This window comes from Acinetobacter brisouii CIP 110357 (assembly GCF_000488275.1).
Classification (GTDB): Bacteria; Pseudomonadota; Gammaproteobacteria; order Pseudomonadales; family Moraxellaceae; genus Acinetobacter; species Acinetobacter brisouii.
Genome location: NZ_KI530762.1, coordinates 1,799,552 through 1,819,708, shown reverse-complemented (window position 1 = coordinate 1,819,708; position 20,157 = coordinate 1,799,552). Strand labels below are relative to the sequence as shown.

The 20,157-nt window shown below is 39.7% G+C and carries 20 protein-coding genes, 3 tRNA genes and 1 pseudogene; 15 read left to right on the top strand and 9 right to left on the bottom strand.

Annotated elements, in window-relative coordinates:
* Positions 1-73: 73 nt before the first annotated feature.
* Positions 74-862: a pseudouridine synthase gene (locus P255_RS08775; protein WP_004900226.1), complete on the bottom strand. Its 789-nt coding sequence runs from the start codon at positions 860-862 to the stop codon at positions 74-76.
* A 198-nt stretch (positions 863-1,060) separates the two neighbouring features.
* Here P255_RS08775 and icd point away from each other — a divergent pair, with 198 nt between their 5' ends.
* The gene (gene icd / locus P255_RS08770; RefSeq protein ID WP_004900227.1) at positions 1,061-2,317 is read left to right on the top strand and encodes an NADP-dependent isocitrate dehydrogenase; all 1,257 of its coding nucleotides are present in this window, start codon (positions 1,061-1,063) and stop codon (positions 2,315-2,317) included.
* Positions 2,318-2,370: 53 nt separating this feature from the next.
* Here icd and P255_RS08765 read toward each other — a convergent pair whose 3' ends face one another.
* Positions 2,371-2,973, bottom strand: a complete 603-nt coding sequence (locus tag P255_RS08765) for a flavin reductase family protein (protein WP_004900230.1) — start codon at positions 2,971-2,973, stop codon at positions 2,371-2,373.
* A 106-nt stretch (positions 2,974-3,079) separates the two neighbouring features.
* Between P255_RS08765 and P255_RS08760 the strand changes: the two genes are divergently transcribed.
* A complete protein-coding gene (locus P255_RS08760) occupies positions 3,080-3,904 on the top strand; it encodes a PhzF family phenazine biosynthesis protein (RefSeq protein WP_004900232.1) in 825 nt (274 codons plus the stop codon).
* Here P255_RS08760 and P255_RS08755 read toward each other — a convergent pair.
* Positions 3,901-4,104: a hypothetical protein gene (locus tag P255_RS08755; protein WP_004900234.1), complete on the bottom strand. Its 204-nt coding sequence runs from the start codon at positions 4,102-4,104 to the stop codon at positions 3,901-3,903. The genes P255_RS08760 and P255_RS08755 overlap by 4 nt on opposite strands.
* An 80-nt stretch (positions 4,105-4,184) precedes the next feature.
* On the opposite strand from P255_RS08755, the pseudogene def reads away from it, so the two are divergent.
* A pseudogene (gene def / locus P255_RS08750) lies at positions 4,185-4,666 on the top strand (peptide deformylase).
* Positions 4,667-4,770: 104 nt separating this feature from the next.
* Here def and P255_RS08745 read toward each other — a convergent pair.
* A tRNA-Leu gene (locus P255_RS08745) sits at positions 4,771-4,856 on the bottom strand.
* 11 nt (positions 4,857-4,867) lie between these two features.
* Positions 4,868-4,941: transfer RNA gene (locus tag P255_RS08740), tRNA-Cys, on the bottom strand.
* A 153-nt stretch (positions 4,942-5,094) separates the two neighbouring features.
* Here P255_RS08740 and folD point away from each other — a divergent pair.
* Positions 5,095-5,943 carry a bifunctional methylenetetrahydrofolate dehydrogenase/methenyltetrahydrofolate cyclohydrolase FolD gene (gene folD, locus P255_RS08735; protein WP_004751261.1) on the top strand — a complete coding sequence of 283 codons (849 nt, stop codon included), beginning with the start codon at positions 5,095-5,097 and terminating at the stop codon, positions 5,941-5,943.
* Between the two features lie 233 nt (positions 5,944-6,176).
* The gene (locus P255_RS08730) at positions 6,177-6,845 is read left to right on the top strand and encodes a class I SAM-dependent methyltransferase (RefSeq protein ID WP_004900240.1); all 669 of its coding nucleotides are present in this window, start codon (positions 6,177-6,179) and stop codon (positions 6,843-6,845) included.
* A gap of 32 nt (positions 6,846-6,877) precedes the next feature.
* Here the strand turns inward: P255_RS08730 and P255_RS08725 are convergent, their stop codons facing one another.
* On the bottom strand, positions 6,878-7,309 hold the full coding sequence (locus P255_RS08725) for a hypothetical protein (protein WP_004900242.1): 432 nt from the start codon (positions 7,307-7,309) through the stop codon (positions 6,878-6,880).
* Between the two features lie 297 nt (positions 7,310-7,606).
* On the opposite strand from P255_RS08725, the gene P255_RS08720 reads away from it, so the two are divergent.
* Complete coding sequence (locus P255_RS08720) at positions 7,607-8,902, top strand: MFS transporter (RefSeq protein WP_004900245.1); 1,296 nt, start codon at positions 7,607-7,609, stop codon at positions 8,900-8,902.
* 77 nt (positions 8,903-8,979) lie between these two features.
* Here P255_RS08720 and P255_RS08715 read toward each other — a convergent pair whose 3' ends face one another.
* Together P255_RS08715 and P255_RS08710 are read right to left on the bottom strand one after the other, a co-directional pair.
* Positions 8,980-9,381, bottom strand: coding sequence for a hypothetical protein (locus P255_RS08715; protein ID WP_004900249.1), 402 nt, complete (start codon positions 9,379-9,381; stop codon positions 8,980-8,982).
* Between the two features lie 96 nt (positions 9,382-9,477).
* Positions 9,478-11,328 (bottom strand): phosphoenolpyruvate carboxykinase (GTP), encoded by a 1,851-nt coding sequence (locus tag P255_RS08710; RefSeq protein WP_004900251.1) that lies wholly within the window; start codon positions 11,326-11,328, stop codon positions 9,478-9,480.
* Positions 11,329-11,735: 407 nt separating this feature from the next.
* On the opposite strand from P255_RS08710, the gene P255_RS08705 reads away from it, so the two are divergent.
* The 9 genes from P255_RS08705 (at position 11,736) to P255_RS08670 (ending at position 19,811) form a co-directional block, all read left to right on the top strand.
* Positions 11,736-12,671: a diacylglycerol/lipid kinase family protein gene (locus P255_RS08705; protein WP_004900252.1), complete on the top strand. Its 936-nt coding sequence runs from the start codon at positions 11,736-11,738 to the stop codon at positions 12,669-12,671.
* Positions 12,652-13,410: a metallophosphoesterase family protein gene (locus tag P255_RS08700; protein WP_004900255.1), complete on the top strand. Its 759-nt coding sequence runs from the start codon at positions 12,652-12,654 to the stop codon at positions 13,408-13,410. Before P255_RS08705 ends, P255_RS08700 begins: the two co-directional genes overlap by 20 nt.
* Positions 13,411-13,605: 195 nt before the next feature.
* Positions 13,606-13,896 carry a co-chaperone GroES gene (locus tag P255_RS08695; protein ID WP_004652030.1) on the top strand — a complete coding sequence of 97 codons (291 nt, stop codon included), beginning with the start codon at positions 13,606-13,608 and terminating at the stop codon, positions 13,894-13,896.
* Positions 13,897-13,953: 57 nt separating this feature from the next.
* The gene (groL, locus tag P255_RS08690; protein ID WP_004900257.1) at positions 13,954-15,588 is read left to right on the top strand and encodes a chaperonin GroEL; all 1,635 of its coding nucleotides are present in this window, start codon (positions 13,954-13,956) and stop codon (positions 15,586-15,588) included.
* Between the two features lie 642 nt (positions 15,589-16,230).
* Entirely contained in the window at positions 16,231-16,416 is a 186-nt protein-coding gene (locus P255_RS15475) for a hypothetical protein (RefSeq protein ID WP_035365136.1), read from the top strand.
* On the top strand, positions 16,376-16,657 hold the full coding sequence (locus P255_RS15640; protein ID WP_081401994.1) for an ABC transporter permease subunit: 282 nt from the start codon (positions 16,376-16,378) through the stop codon (positions 16,655-16,657). The genes P255_RS15475 and P255_RS15640 overlap by 41 nt, the downstream gene beginning before the upstream one ends.
* Entirely contained in the window at positions 16,555-17,265 is a 711-nt protein-coding gene (locus tag P255_RS08680; protein ID WP_004900261.1) for an ABC transporter ATP-binding protein, read from the top strand. The genes P255_RS15640 and P255_RS08680 overlap by 103 nt, the downstream gene beginning before the upstream one ends.
* A gap of 393 nt (positions 17,266-17,658) precedes the next feature.
* On the top strand, positions 17,659-18,525 hold the full coding sequence (locus tag P255_RS08675; RefSeq protein ID WP_004900262.1) for a transporter: 867 nt from the start codon (positions 17,659-17,661) through the stop codon (positions 18,523-18,525).
* 164 nt (positions 18,526-18,689) lie between these two features.
* Complete coding sequence (locus P255_RS08670; protein WP_004900264.1) at positions 18,690-19,811, top strand: sigma-54 interaction domain-containing protein; 1,122 nt, start codon at positions 18,690-18,692, stop codon at positions 19,809-19,811.
* A 255-nt stretch (positions 19,812-20,066) separates the two neighbouring features.
* Here P255_RS08670 and P255_RS08665 read toward each other — a convergent pair.
* A tRNA-Ser gene (locus tag P255_RS08665) sits at positions 20,067-20,156 on the bottom strand.
* Position 20,157 lies beyond the last annotated feature (1 nt).

Sequence of the window (20,157 nt, the reverse complement as noted above, 5' to 3'; positions counted from 1 at the left end):
TGCTTATTATATTGAAATATAATCAATTAGATATATAAAAAGCCCACTTAAGTGAGCTTTAAAAACTTAAATCTTAACGACCATTACGGCTGCGACCACGTGGTGCTTTGGTATTTGGACGGGTTGTGCCATTGGTCTTACGACGTGGTTTTTCACTTTCATCCATTTGCCAAATGCGTTTGGTTCCCGTTTTTTTCTTTTCGCCTTCTTTCTTTTTCTGGTGCATTGGCTTACCCCCTGTACCCCCTGGCTTTTTCACGTATGAGCGTGACTGATATGGTCGTTCTTCTGGAACATCCCTAAAATCAGGATACAGCAACGGCTCAATTTCTTTAGTTTCACCTGGTTGTAAACCAAGTTGAACCAAATCGATTGAACCGATTTTGGTGCGAATCAGACGTAAAGTTGGGAAGCCAACAGCAGAGGTCATACGACGAACCTGACGGTTGCGACCTTCACAAATTGAAATTTCAACCCAAGATGTTGGAATACTTGCACGGTAACGTACAGGCGGGTTACGTTCCCATAACCATTCTGGCTCTGAAACTTTAATGGCTTTGGCAGGGAGTGTCATACCATCATTGAGCTCAATTCCTTGACGTAATTTTTCAAGAGCTTCTTCAGAAATGTCACCATCTACCTGAACTAAATACGTCTTGTATTTTTTATTTGCAGGATTGGTGATGAATTGATTGAGGCCACCGTGATCAGTTAAAAAAACCAAACCTTCAGAGTCCATATCAAGACGACCAGCCAAACGTAAAGTTGGATCATCTACAAAGTCAGACATCGTCATGTGGGCTTCGTCTTTACGAAATTGGGAGAGGACGTCATAGGGCTTGTTCAGGATGACGATTTTCATAAAAAATGACTTCTTCTTTCAGATAACCACAGGAAACATTGAGTTTTATTTGAGCGAGAAATATTGTTATTTCTCATATAAATCTCAAAAATGATTTAATTCAATTAATCTATTATGCGATAAGAAAACAGGAAAGTATTGTCTATCGGCAATTATTTTTTTAATTTGCTAACTATAATAAAAGGGAGAACCTATACAATGGGTTATCAGAAGATCGTTGTGCCTGCGGATGGCAGCAAAATTACTGTAAACGCAGATTTGTCACTCAATGTTCCCAACCAGCCAATCATTCCATTTATTGAAGGCGATGGTATTGGTGTGGATATTACACCCGCAATGCGAGCTGTTGTCGATGCAGCAGTACAAAAAGCATATGGTGGCAAACGATCTATCGAATGGATGGAAGTTTATTGTGGTGAAAAAGCAGATAAAATTTATGGCACATATATGCCAGAAGAAACTTTTGAAGCACTTCGTGAATTTGTAGTATCGATCAAAGGTCCACTCACAACGCCCGTTGGCGGTGGTATTCGGTCATTAAATGTTGCCTTGCGTCAAGAATTAGACCTTTATGTATGTGTACGCCCAGTGCGTTGGTTTGAGGGTGTACCTTCACCAGTTCAGCATCCTGAACTCACCGATATGGTGATCTTCCGCGAAAACTCAGAAGATATTTATGCAGGGATTGAATGGAAAGCGGATTCTGAAGAAGCCAAAAAAGTGATCAAATTTCTTCAAGAAGAAATGGGTGTAAAGAAAATCCGTTTTCCTGAAGATTGTGGTATCGGGATTAAACCTGTATCTAAACAGGGGACTCAACGTTTGGTTCGTAAAGCAATTCAGTTTGCAATTGACAATGATAAGCCAAGTGTAACTTTGGTGCATAAAGGCAATATAATGAAGTACACCGAGGGTGCATTCAAAGAATGGGGCTATGAGCTTGCTGTAGAGCGCTTTGGTGGAGAACTGATTGATGGCGGCCCTTGGGTGAAAATTAAAAACCCTAAAAATGGTAAAGACATCATCATTAAAGATGTAATTGCCGATGCATTTTTGCAGCAAATTTTGATGCGCCCTGCGGACTACTCAGTGATTGCAACGTTGAATCTGAATGGTGATTACATCTCTGATGCACTTGCTGCTGAAGTGGGTGGCATCGGGATCGCACCTGGCGCAAATATTGGCGGTGCGATTTCAGTTTATGAGGCGACTCATGGTACTGCACCTAAATATGCGGGTCAGGACAAAGTTAACCCAGGCTCCATCATTCTTTCTGCGGAAATGATGCTGCGCGATATGGGATGGGTTGAGGCTGCTGATCTGATCATTAAAGGTATTTCAGGTGCAATTGCCGCTAAGACGGTCACTTATGACTTTGAACGTTTAATGCCGGGCGCTACACTTCTTCGTTGTTCTGAATTTGGTCAGGCAATTATTGAAAACATGGGCGAATAATAACGAATGATTTACCGGAAAAAGACCTCGCTATACGCGAGGTCTTTTCTATTTTAAGGTGATTTTAGTCGATCCTGCACGCTGACTTCTTCGCCAATCAAATAGAAGTTGCCACCTGCAACATGATGCAGGCTACGCCACTCAGGATCTGCATCTTGGAAATGCCAATGCCCATCACGGAAAATTCGGTCGTCTGCCCATGCACTGATGACCTCGCCAATAAATAAATCATGTGCCTGTTGATTGTGTGGTTCAGGAATCAATTTACAAACTAACCATGCTGAACAGCCTGCAACTAAAGGTTGCTCTGAATCTTCTAAGTAAAATAATTTCACACCACTTTTTTCTAGTTTATTGGGCATGTCATGCAGGCTGGTTGTACCCAGTTGATAAACCAAATCAATTTGTTTGTAGGTAGGAACTTGTAATACAAAATAACCCGATTGCTCAATAATCTGACGGGTCATGGTACTTTTATCGAGAACTACAGTCACTTTTGCGGGTTTAAATTCTAGTGCGCACGCCCATGCAGCTGCCATGACATCGCGTTGTTGCTCATGCTGTGCAGAGACCAAGACCGTTGCACCGTGAGTCAGTAAACGATATGCCTTTTCAAGCGGGACATTTTTAAAATGTGAGTTGGGAAAATCATTCATAAAGTGACAATCGTATAGGATTCGGTTAAAAAAGAAATGAACTCAATCACAATAAAAGATTCTGCGGTTCATCAATCAATTAATTCTACCTAGAGAATGTAAAACAATGAAAATTTATCAAGTGGATGCCTTTAGTCAAAAATTATTTCAAGGCAACCCTGCGGCAGTGATTGTACAAGATGAATGGCTGTCAGATGAGTTAATGCAAAATATCGCCCTTGAAAATAATTTATCTGAAACGGCATTTGTAAAACGAATTGATGATACCCATTATGCGATTCGCTGGTTTACACCTACTGCTGAGGTGGCATTTTGTGGTCATGCAACATTGGCAAGTGCTTTTATCTTGTTTCGTGAATACACAAAAGCCACTGAGATTGAGTTTGAAGTCAAAAATTTAGGAACATTTTATGTGTCTCAGGCGGCAGATGGCAAAATCAATATGAATTTCCCGATTCGTAAACCTGAATATCTGGAAGAATACCCAGAAATTTTAAATGAAGCTCTAAATAAGCCCATTCAAGCTGTCTATGTCAATCCACAGGCGTATATTATTGAGTTGGAGTCTGCACAAGATGTACTGGACTTGGAGGTGGATTTTTTAAAGCTCAAAGCATTAGGTCATGCACATGCCGTGATGGAAGCACCAAATTTAGATGTTGCGGTGACAGCAAGTTATGTGGGCGAATCTCCCTATGACTGCATTTCGCGTTATTTCGCGCCAGAGATTGGGATTGATGAAGATCCTGTGACAGGCTCGATTCATACCGCAATTGTACCCTTATGGGCAGAAAAACTGGGTAAAACCGAATTGGTCGCGTATCAGGCATCGGCACGTGGGGGAGAGTTGTTCTGCCGAATCTTGAATGATGAGCGTATGGAAGTTTCAGGATATGCCAAGCTCTATATGATTGGTGAGCTGTTTGTTTAAACACGTACAAAATAGGGAATGGCGGTTAAGATGCAACCGATACTGACAATGGCAAGGTTACTATCAAAAAAATAGGGATAAACCATTAAACTTAAGCCACACATGAAAGGCATACTACGCTTTTGCTTTTTGCCGTAAATAAAATAGCCTAACCCGATTGAGCCAAAAATGACTCCAAGAAAAAGTTGTGTTGCATTCATGGTATTCGTTGGTTTGTAAATTTCTGTTTATAGTATGCTGAATTCTATAAGATGAAAAATTAATTTTTGAGGAAGAAAAGGTGTCTGCCATTTTACCTGTAGCGCAACGTGGAGAAGCTATTTTAACGCTTGAAGCGGCTGCTGTTGCACAAGATGAACTAAATAGCGACTGGCTGAAGCAATTGGCACTTGCGATGCAGGCCACCATGCTAGCGCGAAATGGTGTGGGGATTGCTGCGCCGCAAGTCTATATCTCGAAACGGGTGATTATTGTGGCGTCACGTTCCAATCTGCGCTATCCAGATGCGCCAGACATGCCAGCAGTCACCATGATTAACCCCGAGATTATTGAATACTCAACAGAAACCTGTTTTGGTGAAGAGGGGTGTCTGAGTGTACCTGAGCAGCGTGGGCAAGTGGAGCGTGCTTATGCGGTTAAAGTACGTTATTTAACTCTACAAGGTGAGCACAGGTTGAACAATCTTATGAAGGTTTTCCTGCACGGATTGTGCAGCATGAAATTGATCATCTGAATGGAATTTTATTTGTAGAGCGACTTTAAGTCGCTTTTTTAATACACATCTAAATATAGGTATTCAAATTTCAGGCATAAAAAAACCAGCTTTCGCTGGATTCTTTATTGGCACCATTTTAACAGTCTTAAAATGGTGCCCGGGGCCGGACTCGAACCGGCACGCTTTGTGGGCGGGGGATTTTAAATCCCCTGTGTCTACCTATTTCACCACCCGGGCTTTACCAAGATTGGAGGCGGAGGTCGGAATCGAACCGGCGTCCACGGAGTTGCAGTCCGCTGCATGACCACTCTGCCACCCCGCCTTGTCTTGGTGATGCACATATTAGCAACCTTTGAAAAAAAAACAATAGGTAATTCAGAGGATATGCACATAAAATCAACATCTAAAATAAAATTGGGCAAATTATCATGTATTATTTGCGGAATTGATTGATATCGGCCTGTGGAGACGTATTGTGGCATTGGTATTAGATGGTAAAGCGTTAGCAAAGCAAATTGAGGCAGATTTATCTGCACGTGTTGAAGTATTAAAGCAAAAATCTGGTCGTACTCCGATTTTGGCAACAATTCTGGTGGGGGATGATGGTGCATCGGCAACGTATGTCCGCATGAAAGGCAATGCTTGCCGTCGCGTGGGTATGGATTCAATTAAAATTGAATTGCCGCAAGAAACTACAACTGAACAGTTGTTGGCTGAAATTGAAAAATTAAATGCCAATCCTGATGTGCATGGTATTTTGTTGCAGCATCCTGTACCTGCACAAATTGATGAACGTGCGTGTTTTGATGCAATTAGCCTTGCAAAAGATGTTGATGGCGTCACTTGTCTTGGTTTTGGTCGTATGGCAATGGGCGAAGCGGCTTATGGTTCAGCAACACCTGCGGGCATTATGACAATTTTGCAAGAAAACAACATTGAAATTGCAGGAAAACATGCAGTTGTTGTTGGTCGTTCTGCAATTTTGGGTAAACCAATGGCGATGATGCTACTTCAAGCCAATGCAACAGTCACGATTTGCCATTCACGTACTCAAAACCTAGCTGACTTGGTTAAACAAGCAGACATCGTTGTGGGTGCAGTTGGTAAAGCTGAATTGATTCAAAAAGACTGGATCAAGCAAGGTGCTGTTGTGGTTGATGCTGGCTTCCACCCACGTGATGGTGGTGGTGTTGGTGATATCCAGTTGCAAGGTATTGAAGAAATTGCTTCTGCTTACACACCAGTTCCTGGTGGTGTTGGTCCAATGACGATTACCACTTTGATTCGTCAAACTGTAGAAGCTGCTGAAAAAGCTTTAGGTTAATTTAATTTATTCAGGACGGCATCCTATCGTTTAATGCAAATGTTAGGAGTTCGTATGTTACTTTTCTTTCGGGAAAAGTAACCAAAACCATTTGTCATCCGCAAAACTCGTCAGCTACTGGTTAGCTTTAGATGAGTCGCAGAAACATTTCGGTCTCATGTAGTCCGGCCTCGAACAATTGCGGATGACGCTAACGCGTATCAAATAGTAATTATAAATTGTTGAGCTTATTTATGAGCTGCACCTTTCAACTTACCAAAGCCCCTGAACATTTACTTCAAGCCTTACATCAAGTCATCCCTCATTGTGACTTACAGCCACAGCAGTTACCCAATACGCCGATTTTATTGTGGTTGATACCACCTGTATTTCCGACTGAGCGTTTGGATGATGAAGTGATTCAGCGCATCTGGAATGACACACCGTATTGGATCTTCTGTTGGGCTTCGGGTTTGGCAATGGCGCAGTGGATACTTGCAGAACCTGAGCATGTTAAAGATAAAGTGGTTCTGGATTTCGGTGCGGGTTCGGGAGTGGTCGCGATTGCGGCAAAACTTGCAGGTGCAAAGCGCGTGATCTGCTGTGATATTGATCAAGTCAGTTTAAATGCTTGCCGTGGAAATGCTTTGCTTAATGGCGTAGAGCTCGAATATCTGGATGATTTATATAAAGCTGAACAAGTTGATATTTTACTCGCTGCCGATGTGTTATATGACCAGTGCAATCGTTTCTTTTTAGATGAGTTTTTAAAGTTTGCCCCAGAAGTTTGGGTCGCAGACAGTCGAGTGAAAAATTTTAGTCATCCACAATATCAAAAAATAGATGAACGTAGCGCTACGACTTGGCCAGATTTAGATGAAGCCAAAGAGTTTCGTAATGTAAGTTTTTATAAGACGCTGTAACCCATCAGCGTCTTATTGATGTCCTGTCTAACTTAGATTGAACAGCGGTAACGGATGACAGTTAATGTGCTTGGACGAGTTTGCATCGCATTGCGCATTGCATAGTCGTCATCATTGTTATTGCTGCTGGTATTGCTTAGACCAAATGTGGTGTGTGTTTTACCAATTTGTACGCTATTGCTTACTGGAAGGCTTGCAGGATTGGCAATCTCATTACTACTTAAAATTTCAATTTTATAATCTTGGTTTGCACCCAGAACTTTCTTGCAAGCATTTTGTAGCTTATTCTGATTGGCAACACGATTGGCATGAACAGCAAGCGTATAGCTAATAATGGCACTATTTTCTGTTTTACTTTCAACCTGATAGCCAGAGTTACCATTGTAACTTTGTGGAACGTTCTGGCAAGCTGTTAGCCCAATAGCAAAAGCGCTCAGACCCAATAATTTCAATGTCATTTTCATGAGGTTAAACCTTTGTCATTTCTTTACAGTATGCCATAGCTCGGTTGAATACTCATTAGATAAAACAAATATTGTCGGCTGGATCTTGAGAGGTCTCATACATATTTATACAAAATAAAATTGGATTTTTCACATAAAGTGTTTTTATTTTGAATATATTAGATGAGAAGAAAAAGGATAGATAACAGGTTTTAGAATAAACCATCAATAAATCAATCAAAAGGGATTTTGATTTTGGAATCGTAAAACCAAGTAAGACAGACTACTTAAAATTTAAACAACGAGGGAGTGTCTATAATGAATGAACATGTATATACGCCAGAGGAAAAGCGTAAACGGATTTTTGGTATTGTTGGAGCCGCCTCAGGGAATTTGGTTGAATGGTTTGACTTTTATATCTATGCGTTTTTTGCTGTTTATTTTCAGCAAGCATTAACCTCTCCAAGCATGGCATCTGGAACAAAACAGATTTATGTTTGGGGTGTATTCGCTGCCAGTTTCTTTATGCGCCCAATTGGTAGTTGGCTGTTCGGACGAATTGCAGATAAGCACGGTCGAAAAAGTTCCATGGTAACTTCGATTTTTTTAATGGCTTTGAGTTCATTCTTATTTGCGATGTTGCCAACTTATGAGCAGGTCGGGATTTTTGCACCATTCTTGTTGCTTATAGTACGTTTGTTGCAAGGCTTATCTGTAGGAGGGGAGTATGGTGCTGTTGCTACGTACATGAGTGAAATTGCATTAAAAGGTCATCGTGGTTTTTATGCTTCCTTTCAATATGTCACATTGTCTGGTGGGCAGCTTTTAGCAAGTGTATTGGGTGTCATTTTGTTATTCTTTATGAGTGAGCAGCAATTACAAGCTGGCGGTTGGCGTATTCCGTTTGTAATTGGTGGTATTACTGCACTTCTATCGCTAGTGGCTCGTAGTCGTTTAGAAGAAACACTATCCGCAGAAGATAGTCATCGTGAGGAATCTGGAACACTTAAAGCTCTTTTTAGAGATCACTGGCAGTCATTTTTGCTGGTCGTGGGTTATACATCTGCAGGTTCTTTAACATTTTATGTTTTAACGGTTTATTCTAAAACCTACTTTAGTAGCTTAGGATTAGCTGCAAAAACAGTCGGTTATATGATGACGGTTGCATTGTTTGTTTATATGGTGATGCAACCTGTCTTTGGTATGATTTCTGATCGCATTGGACGTCGTAACTCAATGTTATTGTTTAGTTCACTGTTAGCGATTTTTATTTACCCTGTAATGGTGATTGCTATGCCAGCATTTAGTACGTCACCTGTTATTCTGACGTTGATGCTGATATTTCTAATGATGATACTCAGCTTTTATACATCCATTAGTGGATTGATTAAGGCTGAAATGTTTCCACCTCATGTACGTGCACTTGGTGTGGGTTTCTCTTATGCGGTGGCAAACGCGATATTTGGCGGTTCTGCTCCAGCAGTTGCATTGCAATTTAAAGACTCAGGGCATGAATATACGTTCTTTATTTATGTGATTGTGATGTTAATCATTTGCTTCTTTTGTAGTATGAAATTGCCAAAAGAGCCTGAATATTTGCACCATGATCATTAACAAAAACATGAGGCAATAAAAAATGCCAGTGGATCAAACTCACTGGCATTTTTTTTAATAGTATAGGTGTGGAAAACTTAGAGTTCTTGACCATTGGCTAAACGACAGTTTGCAGCAGATGGAGATTTCCATTGAATGGCTGTACCTGCAATCACAGGTCGTACAAAGCGCCAAGGCCAGAAACCGAAGCGTTGACTCGCACTATAATGAATGATGGCATCGGCATGGTATTTTTGAGCAGTTTCATGTAATCGAGGATATAAATCTGTAACACTGCCATAAGTGCCTTTCGCAATTTTAATGCGTTTCACAACTTTATAGGGTAAATCGCTCGGTGGTGTATCGATCATGACACAGAGAGAACCTTTTACAGGAGTGCTGAGTGGAGTTGATATATTGGGATTGGTAGTAGGAGTTGTTTCTGCATGTGCAGTTGCTGCGCCTACTAAAACGAGTGCAGCAAGGATAGATTTTTTCATATTTAACTCAGTTGAAGGTATTTATATTTTAAGTAAAGTATTAAAAATATTAGAATAAAAAAAAGACCACATGGCGTGGTCTTTTTTTAAAATCAATTAAACATTGGCATTTGCTGTTTCAGTTGCTTTAACTGCTTCTAAAAGTTCAGCTTGACGTGCTTTTAATGCTTTTGGTAGACGATCACCAAGTTTGTTGAATAACTCAGTGTGGCTTTCGATTTCTTTAATCCATAGCGCTTTGTCTTGAGAAGTTACTTTCTCAAAGTCAGCTTTAGAGAAATCTGTACCTGTCCAGTTCAAGTCATCATATGTTGGAACGAAACCGATAGGAGTTTCAACTGCGTTAGCGCGGTTTTCACAACGGTTGATGATCCATTCAAGAACACGCATGTTTTGACCGAAACCAGGCCATACGAAGTTGCCGTTTTCGTCACGACGGAACCAGTTTACGTTGAAGATTTTTGGTAATTTGTTACCAGAAGCTTGCGCTTTTGCAGCAACTTGTTCACCAAGCTCTAACCAGTGGCTGAAATAATCCGCCATGTTGTAACCTGTGAATGGAAGCATTGCAAATGGGTCACGGCGTACAATACCTTGTTGACCAACTGCAGCAGCAGTTGTTTCTGAGCCCATAGTTGCAGCTTTATAAACACCGTCAACCCAGTCAAATGCTTCAGAAATTAAAGGCACAGTGTCTGCACGACGACCACCGAAGATGAATGCAGAAATTGGAACACCTGCTGGATTTTCCCAATCAGCATCGATAGAAGGGCATTGGCCTGCTGATACTGTGAAACGCGCATTTGGATGAGCAGCTTTTTCACCAGCAACGTGTGGCTGACCTTTCCAGTTGGTTAAGTTCGCTGGAACTTCTTTAGATAGACCTTCCCACCATACTTGACCATCTTCAGTCACAGCAACGTTGGTATAGATCACATCTTTATGCATGGTTGCCATGCAGTTCGGGTTGGTTTTGGTATTTGTACCTGGTGCAACACCAAAGAAGCCTGCTTCTGGGTTGATTGCATATAAGCGACCATCTTCACCTGGTTTGATCCAAGCGATGTCATCACCTACAGTTTCAATTTTCCAGCCTTCGTAGCCTGCTGGTGGAATCAACATTGCAAAGTTGGTTTTACCACAAGCTGATGGGAATGCAGCAGCAACGTAGTGTTTTTCGCCTTGTGGGTTAGTGATACCCAAAATAAGCATGTGTTCAGCTAACCAGCCTTGTTCACGACCCATCACAGAAGCGATACGTAATGCTAGGCATTTTTTACCCAACAAAGCGTTGCCGCCGTAACCAGAACCGAAAGACCAGATTTCGCGAGTTTCTGGATAATGAACGATATATTTTTCTTTGTTACAAGGCCAAACAACGTCTTTTTGACCTTCAGCAAGTGGCGCACCGACAGTGTGAACACAAGGAACGAATTCGCCATCTGTACCTAAAACATCATAAACTGCTTTGCCCATGCGTGCCATTTTGCGCATGCTGACTGCAACATAAGGAGAGTCAGTGATTTCGATACCGATATGTGCGATGTGGCTTCCTAGTGGACCCATTGAAAAAGGAACCACATACATGGTGCGCCCTTGCATTGCGCCATCGAACAGACCGTTTAATTTTTCGCGCATAACTGCTGGGTCTTCCCAGTTGTTAGTTGCGCCAGCATCTTCTTTTTTTGCAGAACAAATAAAAGTACGATCTTCAACACGAGCAACATCTGAAGGGTCAGAATTCGCCAAATAAGAACCAGGGTGTTTTTCTTCATTCAGCTTTTGCATGGTGCCGTTAGCAATCATCAAGTCGATTAGACGTTGATACTCTTCTTCGCTGCCGTCACACCATTCGATTTTTGCTGGCTTGGTTAATTTAGCAATTTCTTCCACCCACGCAATCAGCTTAGGGTGACGAACGAATTCTGGTGCATTCACTTGGGTCATGTTGATGCCTTTGAGATACAAAAAAACAAAACACACATTAAATATATGATCAACCCTTGATCATGAGTGTGTTAAAAAGTTTGCGTATTAAATCACAAAAGTTCTCAAATTTTAAGATGTTTAAAAACTGATCTTATAGGAAGTTGTGAGTAAATTTTATTAAAATACATTTAAAATCAGTAATTTATGTTTTTTATTTGCAGGTATTCATAAAATAAATTATGAAAATAAAATCATTTATTTTGCAAATATGTATTTAAATTAGTGGTTTACATTGTGCGTAAAAAAGCATAAAAAACTGAAAAATTGCAAAAGTTTATGTAGTTTTTTTACATAAACACACTATTTCTTTCAAATGAAATCCAGACAATTAAAGATAAATCAATTGACCTCATAATAATTATACTATGCTAAAACCGCTCTCTATTATCTATAACCAAAAGTCAGGTTTTCATACGGCACAACAAGAGAGTGCATATGCCGATATTATCACTATTTTTTCTAAATATAACTTTGAAATTCAGATATTTGAATTTAATGAAAACAACTCTATTGATACCCTGATGCCACAGGTTTTACAACGCCACAGTCATACAGAAAACCGTGGAGTCGTGGTGGTTGCAGGAGGGGATGGAACCTTAAATGCTGTAGCAACTTATTTATTACATACAGAAATTCCTTTGGGGATCTTGCCTATGGGAACTTTTAATTATGTAGCCAGAGTGTTAAATATCCCATTGGATTTGAATGAAGCAAGTAAAATCATTGCAACTGGAGAAATAAATAAAATTCATGTCGCCAAAATGAATGATTATATTTATTTAAACAATGCCAGTCTTGGTTTGTATCCATTATTTATTGAGAAGCGTGAGCATTACAATCGGTTATTTGGTCGGTTTGCTTTAAATGCTTATACTTCAGCATTAGATGTATTGCTGAGGCGGCATCGTGAATTAAAATTAAAAGTTGTTGTAGATGGTGATCAATATCCAGTTGAAACACCCTTGATATTTTTTGGCAATAATCACCTACAGTTGAAAGAGCTGAATTTGAAAATTGCCCAGTCAGTACAGCAAGGCAAGGTTGCGGGCGTGATTGTTGCCAAAAGTAATAAAATCACCTTGTTGAAATTGCTCTTTCAACTCTTAAAAGGAGATATTGAGCAGGCAAATGATGTGTATAGTTTTGCTGCCGAAAAAGTTGTTGTTCATGCAGCAAAAGGTAAAAAGCTACATATCGCAATAGATGGTGAAATCGTAGAAGAATTTGCACCTTTGCAGTTTTCTGTTATGCGCGAAGCACTCAATGTAATGGTACCTGCTCATGTTACTTCATCTGTCTGATTTGCATTTTGGCACAGAAAAACCAGAGTGTTTGCTGGCAATACAGCAGTTTTGTCGTGAGCATTCGATAGAAGTCATTGCTGTAAGCGGTGATCTGACGCAGCGTGCGCGTTTTTTTCAGTTTCTAGGCTGCAAGTATTTTCTGGAGCATTTGAACTTACCTTATCTGGTTGTTCCTGGAAATCACGATATTCCGCTATATCATGTATTTAATCGGTTATTTAGCCCATTTACCCGTTATCAGGCATTTTTTGGTTCGTTGGAAAGTGTCTTGGAAACCGAACATTTTTATTTGGTTGGGGTAAACAGTATTCGGCGACGTTATCATACCAAAGGGCATATTTCTTTGGCGCAAATTCAGGAGATTGATGCCAAATTGCAGGCTGCCCCAGCCAATAAATTAAAAATCGTGGTGGTGCATCAACCTTTTTATACCTCTCCTGAAGATGGTCATGCCGTCAAAGATTGCCCTGTGCTTGGGCGCATGGCACTTGAAATTTGGGGGAAACGGGGAATATTTGCATTGTTGCATGGGCATTTGCATCAGACAGCGCAATATGATTTGAACCAGATCTATGATTTGAAGCTTGAGCATCCTGTTTTTGAAATTCATGCAGGAACTGCAACCTCTCATCGTTTACGCAAAGGTGAACCAAATAGCTTTAATGTACTGACATCGCAAGGTGAGTTACAACGCTATTGCTTTGATGTGGTAAAACGCCAATTTGTTCTTAAATGATCTGCATCATAAAAAAATATTGGGCTTTAGACTAAAAAAACTGCAAAAAATGGATTTTTTTTTGAAATGCCCCTTGAAGCCTTGTTTTCTATCCCCAAAAAAATGACATCACAAACAGTTATTGATGATGGCACATAGAAATTATGAAAAGTGCCATTTTTAATTGAAACAAAACTTAGTCTGATGGAGTTTTATATGAGCAACATTCGCCCATTACATGATCGTGTAGTTATTCGTCGTGTTGAAGAAGAAACAAAAACTGCAGGCGGTATCTTATTACCAGGTTCAGCAGCAGAAAAACCATCTCAAGGTGAGGTGATTGCTGTCGGTAACGGTCAAATTACAGATAATGGCGTTCGTGCATTAGATGTAAAAGTAGGTGACAAAGTATTGTTCGGTACTTATGCAGGTACAACTGTAAAAGTAAGCGGTGAAGAACTTCTTATCATGAAAGAGTCTGACATCTTAGCTGTTTTGGAAGGCTAATTTTCAACCATTCATATCAGATCAAGTAAAAAGCAAAAAATTCGGAGTAAATAAATAATGTCAGCTAAAGACGTAAAATTTGGTGATTCAGCTCGCTCTAAAATGATTGCAGGCGTAAACGTTCTTGCAGACGCAGTGAAAGTCACTTTAGGCCCTAAAGGTCGTAACGTTGTAATTGACCGTTCTTTCGGTGCACCACACATCACTAAAGATGGTGTTACTGTTGCAAAAGAAATTTCACTTAAAGACAAGTTTGAAAACATGGGTGCTCAACTTGTTCGTGAAGTATCTTCAAAAACTAACGACATCGCGGGTGATGGTACAACGACTGCAACTGTACTTGCACAAGCAATTTTGAATGAAGGTATCAAGTCAGTGACAGCGGGTATGAACCCAATGGACTTGAAACGTGGTATTGACCTTGCGGTTAAAGCATTGGTTGCTGAAATCAAAGCAACTGCAAAACCTGCATCTGATACTAAAGCGATTGAACAAGTAGGTTCGATCTCTGCAAACTCTGATGAAACTGTGGGTAAATTGATTGCGCAAGCAATGGAACGCGTTGGTAAAGAAGGCGTGATCACAGTTGAAGAAGGTTCAGGCTTTGAAGATGCTTTGGACGTTGTTGAAGGTATGCAGTTTGACCGCGGTTATATCTCTCCATACTTCGCAAACAAACAAGACACTTTGACTGCTGAATTAGAAAATCCATTCATTCTTCTTGTAGACAAGAAAGTTAGCAATATCCGTGAGTTAATCACTGTATTGGAAGCTGTTGCTAAAACAGGTAAACCACTTCTTATTATTGCTGAAGATGTTGAAGGTGAAGCACTAGCAACACTTGTTGTTAACAACATGCGTGGCATCATTAAAGTATGTGCAGTGAAAGCTCCTGGTTTTGGTGATCGTCGTAAAGCAATGCTTCAAGACATCGCAATCTTGACTGGTGCTACAGTGATTTCTGAAGAAGTGGGTATGTCTTTAGAGCAAGCGTCTCTTCAAGACTTAGGTACTGCACACAAAATCACAGTTTCTAAAGAAAACACTGTGATTGTTGATGGTGCTGGTGACGCTGCTCAAATTGCTGAACGCGTTCAACAAATCCGTGCACAAATTGAAGAATCTACGTCTGACTATGACAAAGAAAAACTTCAAGAGCGTGTTGCTAAATTGGCAGGCGGTGTTGCTGTTATCAAAATTGGTGCTGCAACTGAAGTTGAAATGAAAGAGAAAAAAGACCGTGTTGACGATGCACTTCATGCAACACGTGCTGCTGTAGAAGAAGGTGTGGTTGCTGGTGGTGGTGTAGCGCTTGTACGTGCTGCTAAAGCGCTTGATGGCGTAGTTGGTGCAAATGACGACCAAAACGTAGGTGTGAACATCCTTCGTCGTGCAATCGAAGCGCCACTTCGTCAAATTGTTGCAAACGCAGGCGATGAGCCATCTGTCGTGATCAACGCTGTGAAAAATGGTGAAGGTAACTTCGGTTACAACGCTGCAACTTCTGAATATGGCGATATGCTTGAAATGGGTATTCTTGACCCTGCTAAAGTAACACGTTCTGCACTTGAGCATGCTGCATCTGTAGCAGGTTTAATGTTGACAACAGAATGTATGATTACTGAAATCCCTGAAGATAAACCTGCTATGCCTGATATGAGTGGCATGGGTGGTATGGGCGGTATGATGTAATTCATCATCGCTTCTTACTAAAAAAAATCCCCGCATCATGCGGGGATTTTTTTCGCCTTATTTTTATGGTTTCGGGCTGTTTATTTTCAAATTAAAAAATTGTTATTTATGTGAAAAATTAAAAAATTCGCTTTAAGAAGCCTTTTAAAATTAAGATTTTTTTAAGATTAAATGGTTATTCTAATGCATATGGGAATTCTGCTGTAGTTTCCTATTTTGGCCATACTCCTTACTGACAGAGTATGGCTTTTTTTTGTCTAAAAAATGGCAAAATATACTTTTGAACATTTCAAATCATCTGTGCTTTGTCATGCAGGTTTTGCTTGTGAGTCAGGTTGAGCATCATCTTAGAACTAAAACTAATAACTTAATCAATAAATAATCAAATTTTCATTTGAATAATCAGGCTTAAATTTTTATCGCGACTGTTGATTTTTGGCAATTCTGTTTGATTTTCAACACTATGTTTGACCGTATTTGTTGTAATCTCAACATATTGCGTTTTACTTTTAATAAATAATTGATTTTAAATAAAATAATACTTGGCATACTAATTGTTATAAATCCTCCTGATTAAGGCTTATGTTCCCTTGTGCAATAGCGTGCAAAGGAGTCACATGAATCAGGAGGAAAAGACTTGGTATGTCAAATTCATCGTTTCAGCATTTTGTAAGTTTGCTGTTGAGTCATGCTCAGCAGAACCCTAAACAGGTTGCAATACGGCAAAAGCAGTTCGGCTTATGGCATACATGGTCATGGCATGATGTACTTGAAATAAGTGAACACTATGCTAATTCCTTGCACGGGTATCCTGTCCTTGTTATTTAGTAAGACTCGTTTTGGTATTGCACTGCGTGCAGTGGCAGATGACCCATTGGCCGCACAATCAGTCGGCATCAAACTTAATCATATTTGGATTTTGGTCTGGGCAGTTGCAGGTTTTGTGGCACTGGTAGCGGGGCTGCTTTGGGGCGGGCGTTTGGGGGTAGGCAGGTTAGTCTATCTGTTCCAGAGGGTGCAATCGTTGCATTACTTGGTGCCAATGGGGCTGGCAAAAGTACGACGTTAAAAGCGATATCGCAACTGGTTTATGCTGAAAATGGTCAGATCAATCGCGGAGATATTGTTTATCAAGGACAATCAATTCTTGGACAAAACCCAAGTGAGGTTGTGAAAAAGGGTTTGGTGCAAGTTCTTGAAGGGCGACATATATTTGCCAATTTAACCGTAGATGAAAACCTGCGCACAGGAGGTTTTTTACATCATGCATCTGCGTCGTTATTAAAACAGCAGCTTGATAAAATTTATAGTTATTTTCCAAGGTTGTTAGAAAAAAAGAATACGCTCGCAGGCTATACCTCTGGGGGTGAACAGCAAATGCTGGCAATAGGTCGGGCGTTGATGACCAAACCACGGCTTATTTTGTTAGATGAACCTTCAATGGGGCTTGCGCCAAAAATAAGTTATGAGATTTTTGAACTGATTGCTCGTTTACGCCGAGAGGAGAAACTCAGTTTTTTGGTTGCAGAACAAAATATTGAATTAGCATACAAGTATACGGATGATGCGTATTTGCTTGAAAATGGTCAAGTCAACAGCTCTGGTAAAACACAGGCACTTTATCAAACTGGTGTAATTCAGAACGTTTATCTAGGGCAGTCAACTTCCGCTGTATAACTTTATTAATATTAGGCTTATTTCATCGGTCTATTTTTGTTTTTCTTATAATGTTTTATTGAACAATATTTCAAGCTTGCTCAAGAAAAAACCAAGAAGATGCACAATATTCTGAAAAAAATTTATTGCTCAACCCTGTATATATTACAGGGTTTTTCTATTAAAAAGAGAAGGGTTTTATTTTTGAATAAATATACGATGTTTAAAAATAAACATATTGTTTGATTTTTAGCTTTGAGGCTGTTTGGTTTGCATCATTTATTTTTATTTTTTAAATTAAAATAATAAAAAACAATAACTTAAATTTTGGCATCGACTTTGCAATAGATTGATTACCCAAAATAGTCACTGACTATTTTAAACAATAAACTTTTGAGTTCAGGATTATTAACAGTGAAATTTAATTTGAAAATAACAACGGCAATATTATTAGCAGCTTTTGCGTCACAAGCGAAGGCAGTAGATTTGGATGCGGGTGATTATGATGTTGCTCCAGCGGGGACAAATCTAGCTTTGCTGTATTTACAATCTGCAAGTCGCGATGCGCTGTATGCAGGAAGTGACAAATTGTCAGGTAACCCGAAACTGGATTCAAATGTTGGGATTGCTCGTTTTGTGCATTATACCGATATTGCAGGTTTACGTGTTGCTCCACAAATTTTAGTGCCATTTGGTGAATTAAAAGCCAAGGGCGATATTTCTGCATTGGGTTCAGCCAGTGGACTCGGAGATATTATTTTGGCTGCCCCTGTGTGGTTGCTCAATAATCCAGAGCATAAGACTTATTTTGGGCTTACCCCTTATTTGTATTTACCAACAGGTAATTATGATAAACATGATTCTTTGAATTTCGGTGAGAACCGTTACAAACTTGATCTTCAGGCTGCATATAGTCAACGCTTGACAGATAAATGGGCATGGGATGCGGCTGCCGATATTATTTTTTATGGTCAAAATAATGACGCCGTTGGTGGAGGAACTTTAAAACAGAATACAGGGTATCAACTGCAAACCAATACTCGTTATTTTATTAATGATCGCTTAGATCTACGGGCAGGGCTGTCTTATACTGATGCAGGTGATACCAAGCAAAATGGCATTAAGACACAAAGTTATCAGCAAACAAAGTTTTGGGTTGGGACAGCATATTCACCAACCGCAAGCACCAATGTGATTTTAGCTTATGGGCGTGATCTTGCCGTTGAAAATGGCTTTAAAGAAAATAATCGTATTAATGTTCGATTATTAAAAGTGTTTTAATCTCTTTGAGCAGGTCAAGTCAGATTGGCCTGCCTAAATTAAACTTGTGTTGCCCAGAAGCATAACAAGATATTGAATAAATGCAGTAGAAATAAGTATAAGCCAAGAATAAAGAGCGTATTAATATACTCACAATATATAAAGCCGATGGATTTACTTGGTTAATGAATAATTTTGCTTTCACAAATGTGTTTACTTTGGAGGGTGAGCACACCCAGCCTTTGACTGTGCGAGCCAAAGCGCTGGTCTTTCATGACCCAGCTTCACAGTCATTATTAAAATTAATTGAACGCCTTGCGCCCAGTGATGCGCCTATTCTAATTCGTGGTGAAACGGGAACAGGTAAGGAGCTGGTTGCACAGCATATTCATCGTTTAAGTGGAAGAAAAGGTCCGTTCCTTGCGGTGAACTGTGGTGCCATCAATGAACAATTGGCTGAGAGTGAATTATTTGGTCATGAAGCAGGAGCATTTACTGGTGCAATCAAACAGCGTAAAGGCTGGTTTGAAGCTGCACATGGCGGTACATTATTTTTAGATGAAATTGGTGATTTGCCACTATGCTTGCAGGTCAAATTACTCAGAGTATTACAAGAAAAAGAAGTCACCAGATTAGGTGCTAGACAAGCGATTCCTGTTGATATTCGATTGGTCACAGCAACCAATATTGATTTGGAACAGGCCGTACAAGCCGAGCAATTTCGGCAGGATTTACTATTTCGTATTAATATTGCCCAATTAGAACTAAAACCATTACGGGAGCGTAAAGGCGATATTTTACCGCTGTTTGAATATTTTGTTCAGCGTTATTTAGCTAAGGTAAGACGTTCTGATAAATTACAGATTTCTGCATCTGCAATTCAGCAATTACTGACATATTTATGGCCAGGCAATATTAGGGAGCTAGAAAATATTGCACATTATGCTGTGCTGGTAACTGAAGGGACGTTAATTCAGGCTGAGCATTTAAAATTTAATCAGATATTCAAAAATATGGAGTATTGTTCAGCACAGCCTGCCACGCATACAGATGATGAGATTAATACGGCATTATCTCCCTATCAGATTATTGAGTCTCAGTTAAAGAGAATCTACGCATCGAGCCAATCTTCTTCTGGTGATTTATGGAATACTTTAGAAAGCATGATTATTGCGACTGCATATTCATCATCATTTTCTAATCAGGTTAAAACCAGTGAATTACTGGGAATATCTAGAAATGTGGTCCGAACATTATTAAAGCGTCATCATCTTTTGCCTCCTTCTATAAAAGAAATAGCTGAATAAAATAAGTGAGGAGTAAAGAGGTTATAGGTGATGATAAAACTCTAGTCTAGAAACAGATATTATGCTGAATTAATTTTCTAATAAATCAATCAGTTTTTTATGTATTGGAAAGTAAAAAATTTAAAAGATAAATATTATATTGTTTTATGTCATGCCCAGTTTTTTAGATTTGGCTTTTACTGATATTTTTGAAATTTTATTTTCTCGATTTAAATAAAAAAGCCCTTACAAAATATGTAAGGGCTTTTTAGTATTTGGCGGAAGCGGTGAGATTCGAACTCACGGAGGACTCACACCCTCGTCGGTTTTCAAGACCGGTGCATTAAACCGCTCTGCCACGCTTCCA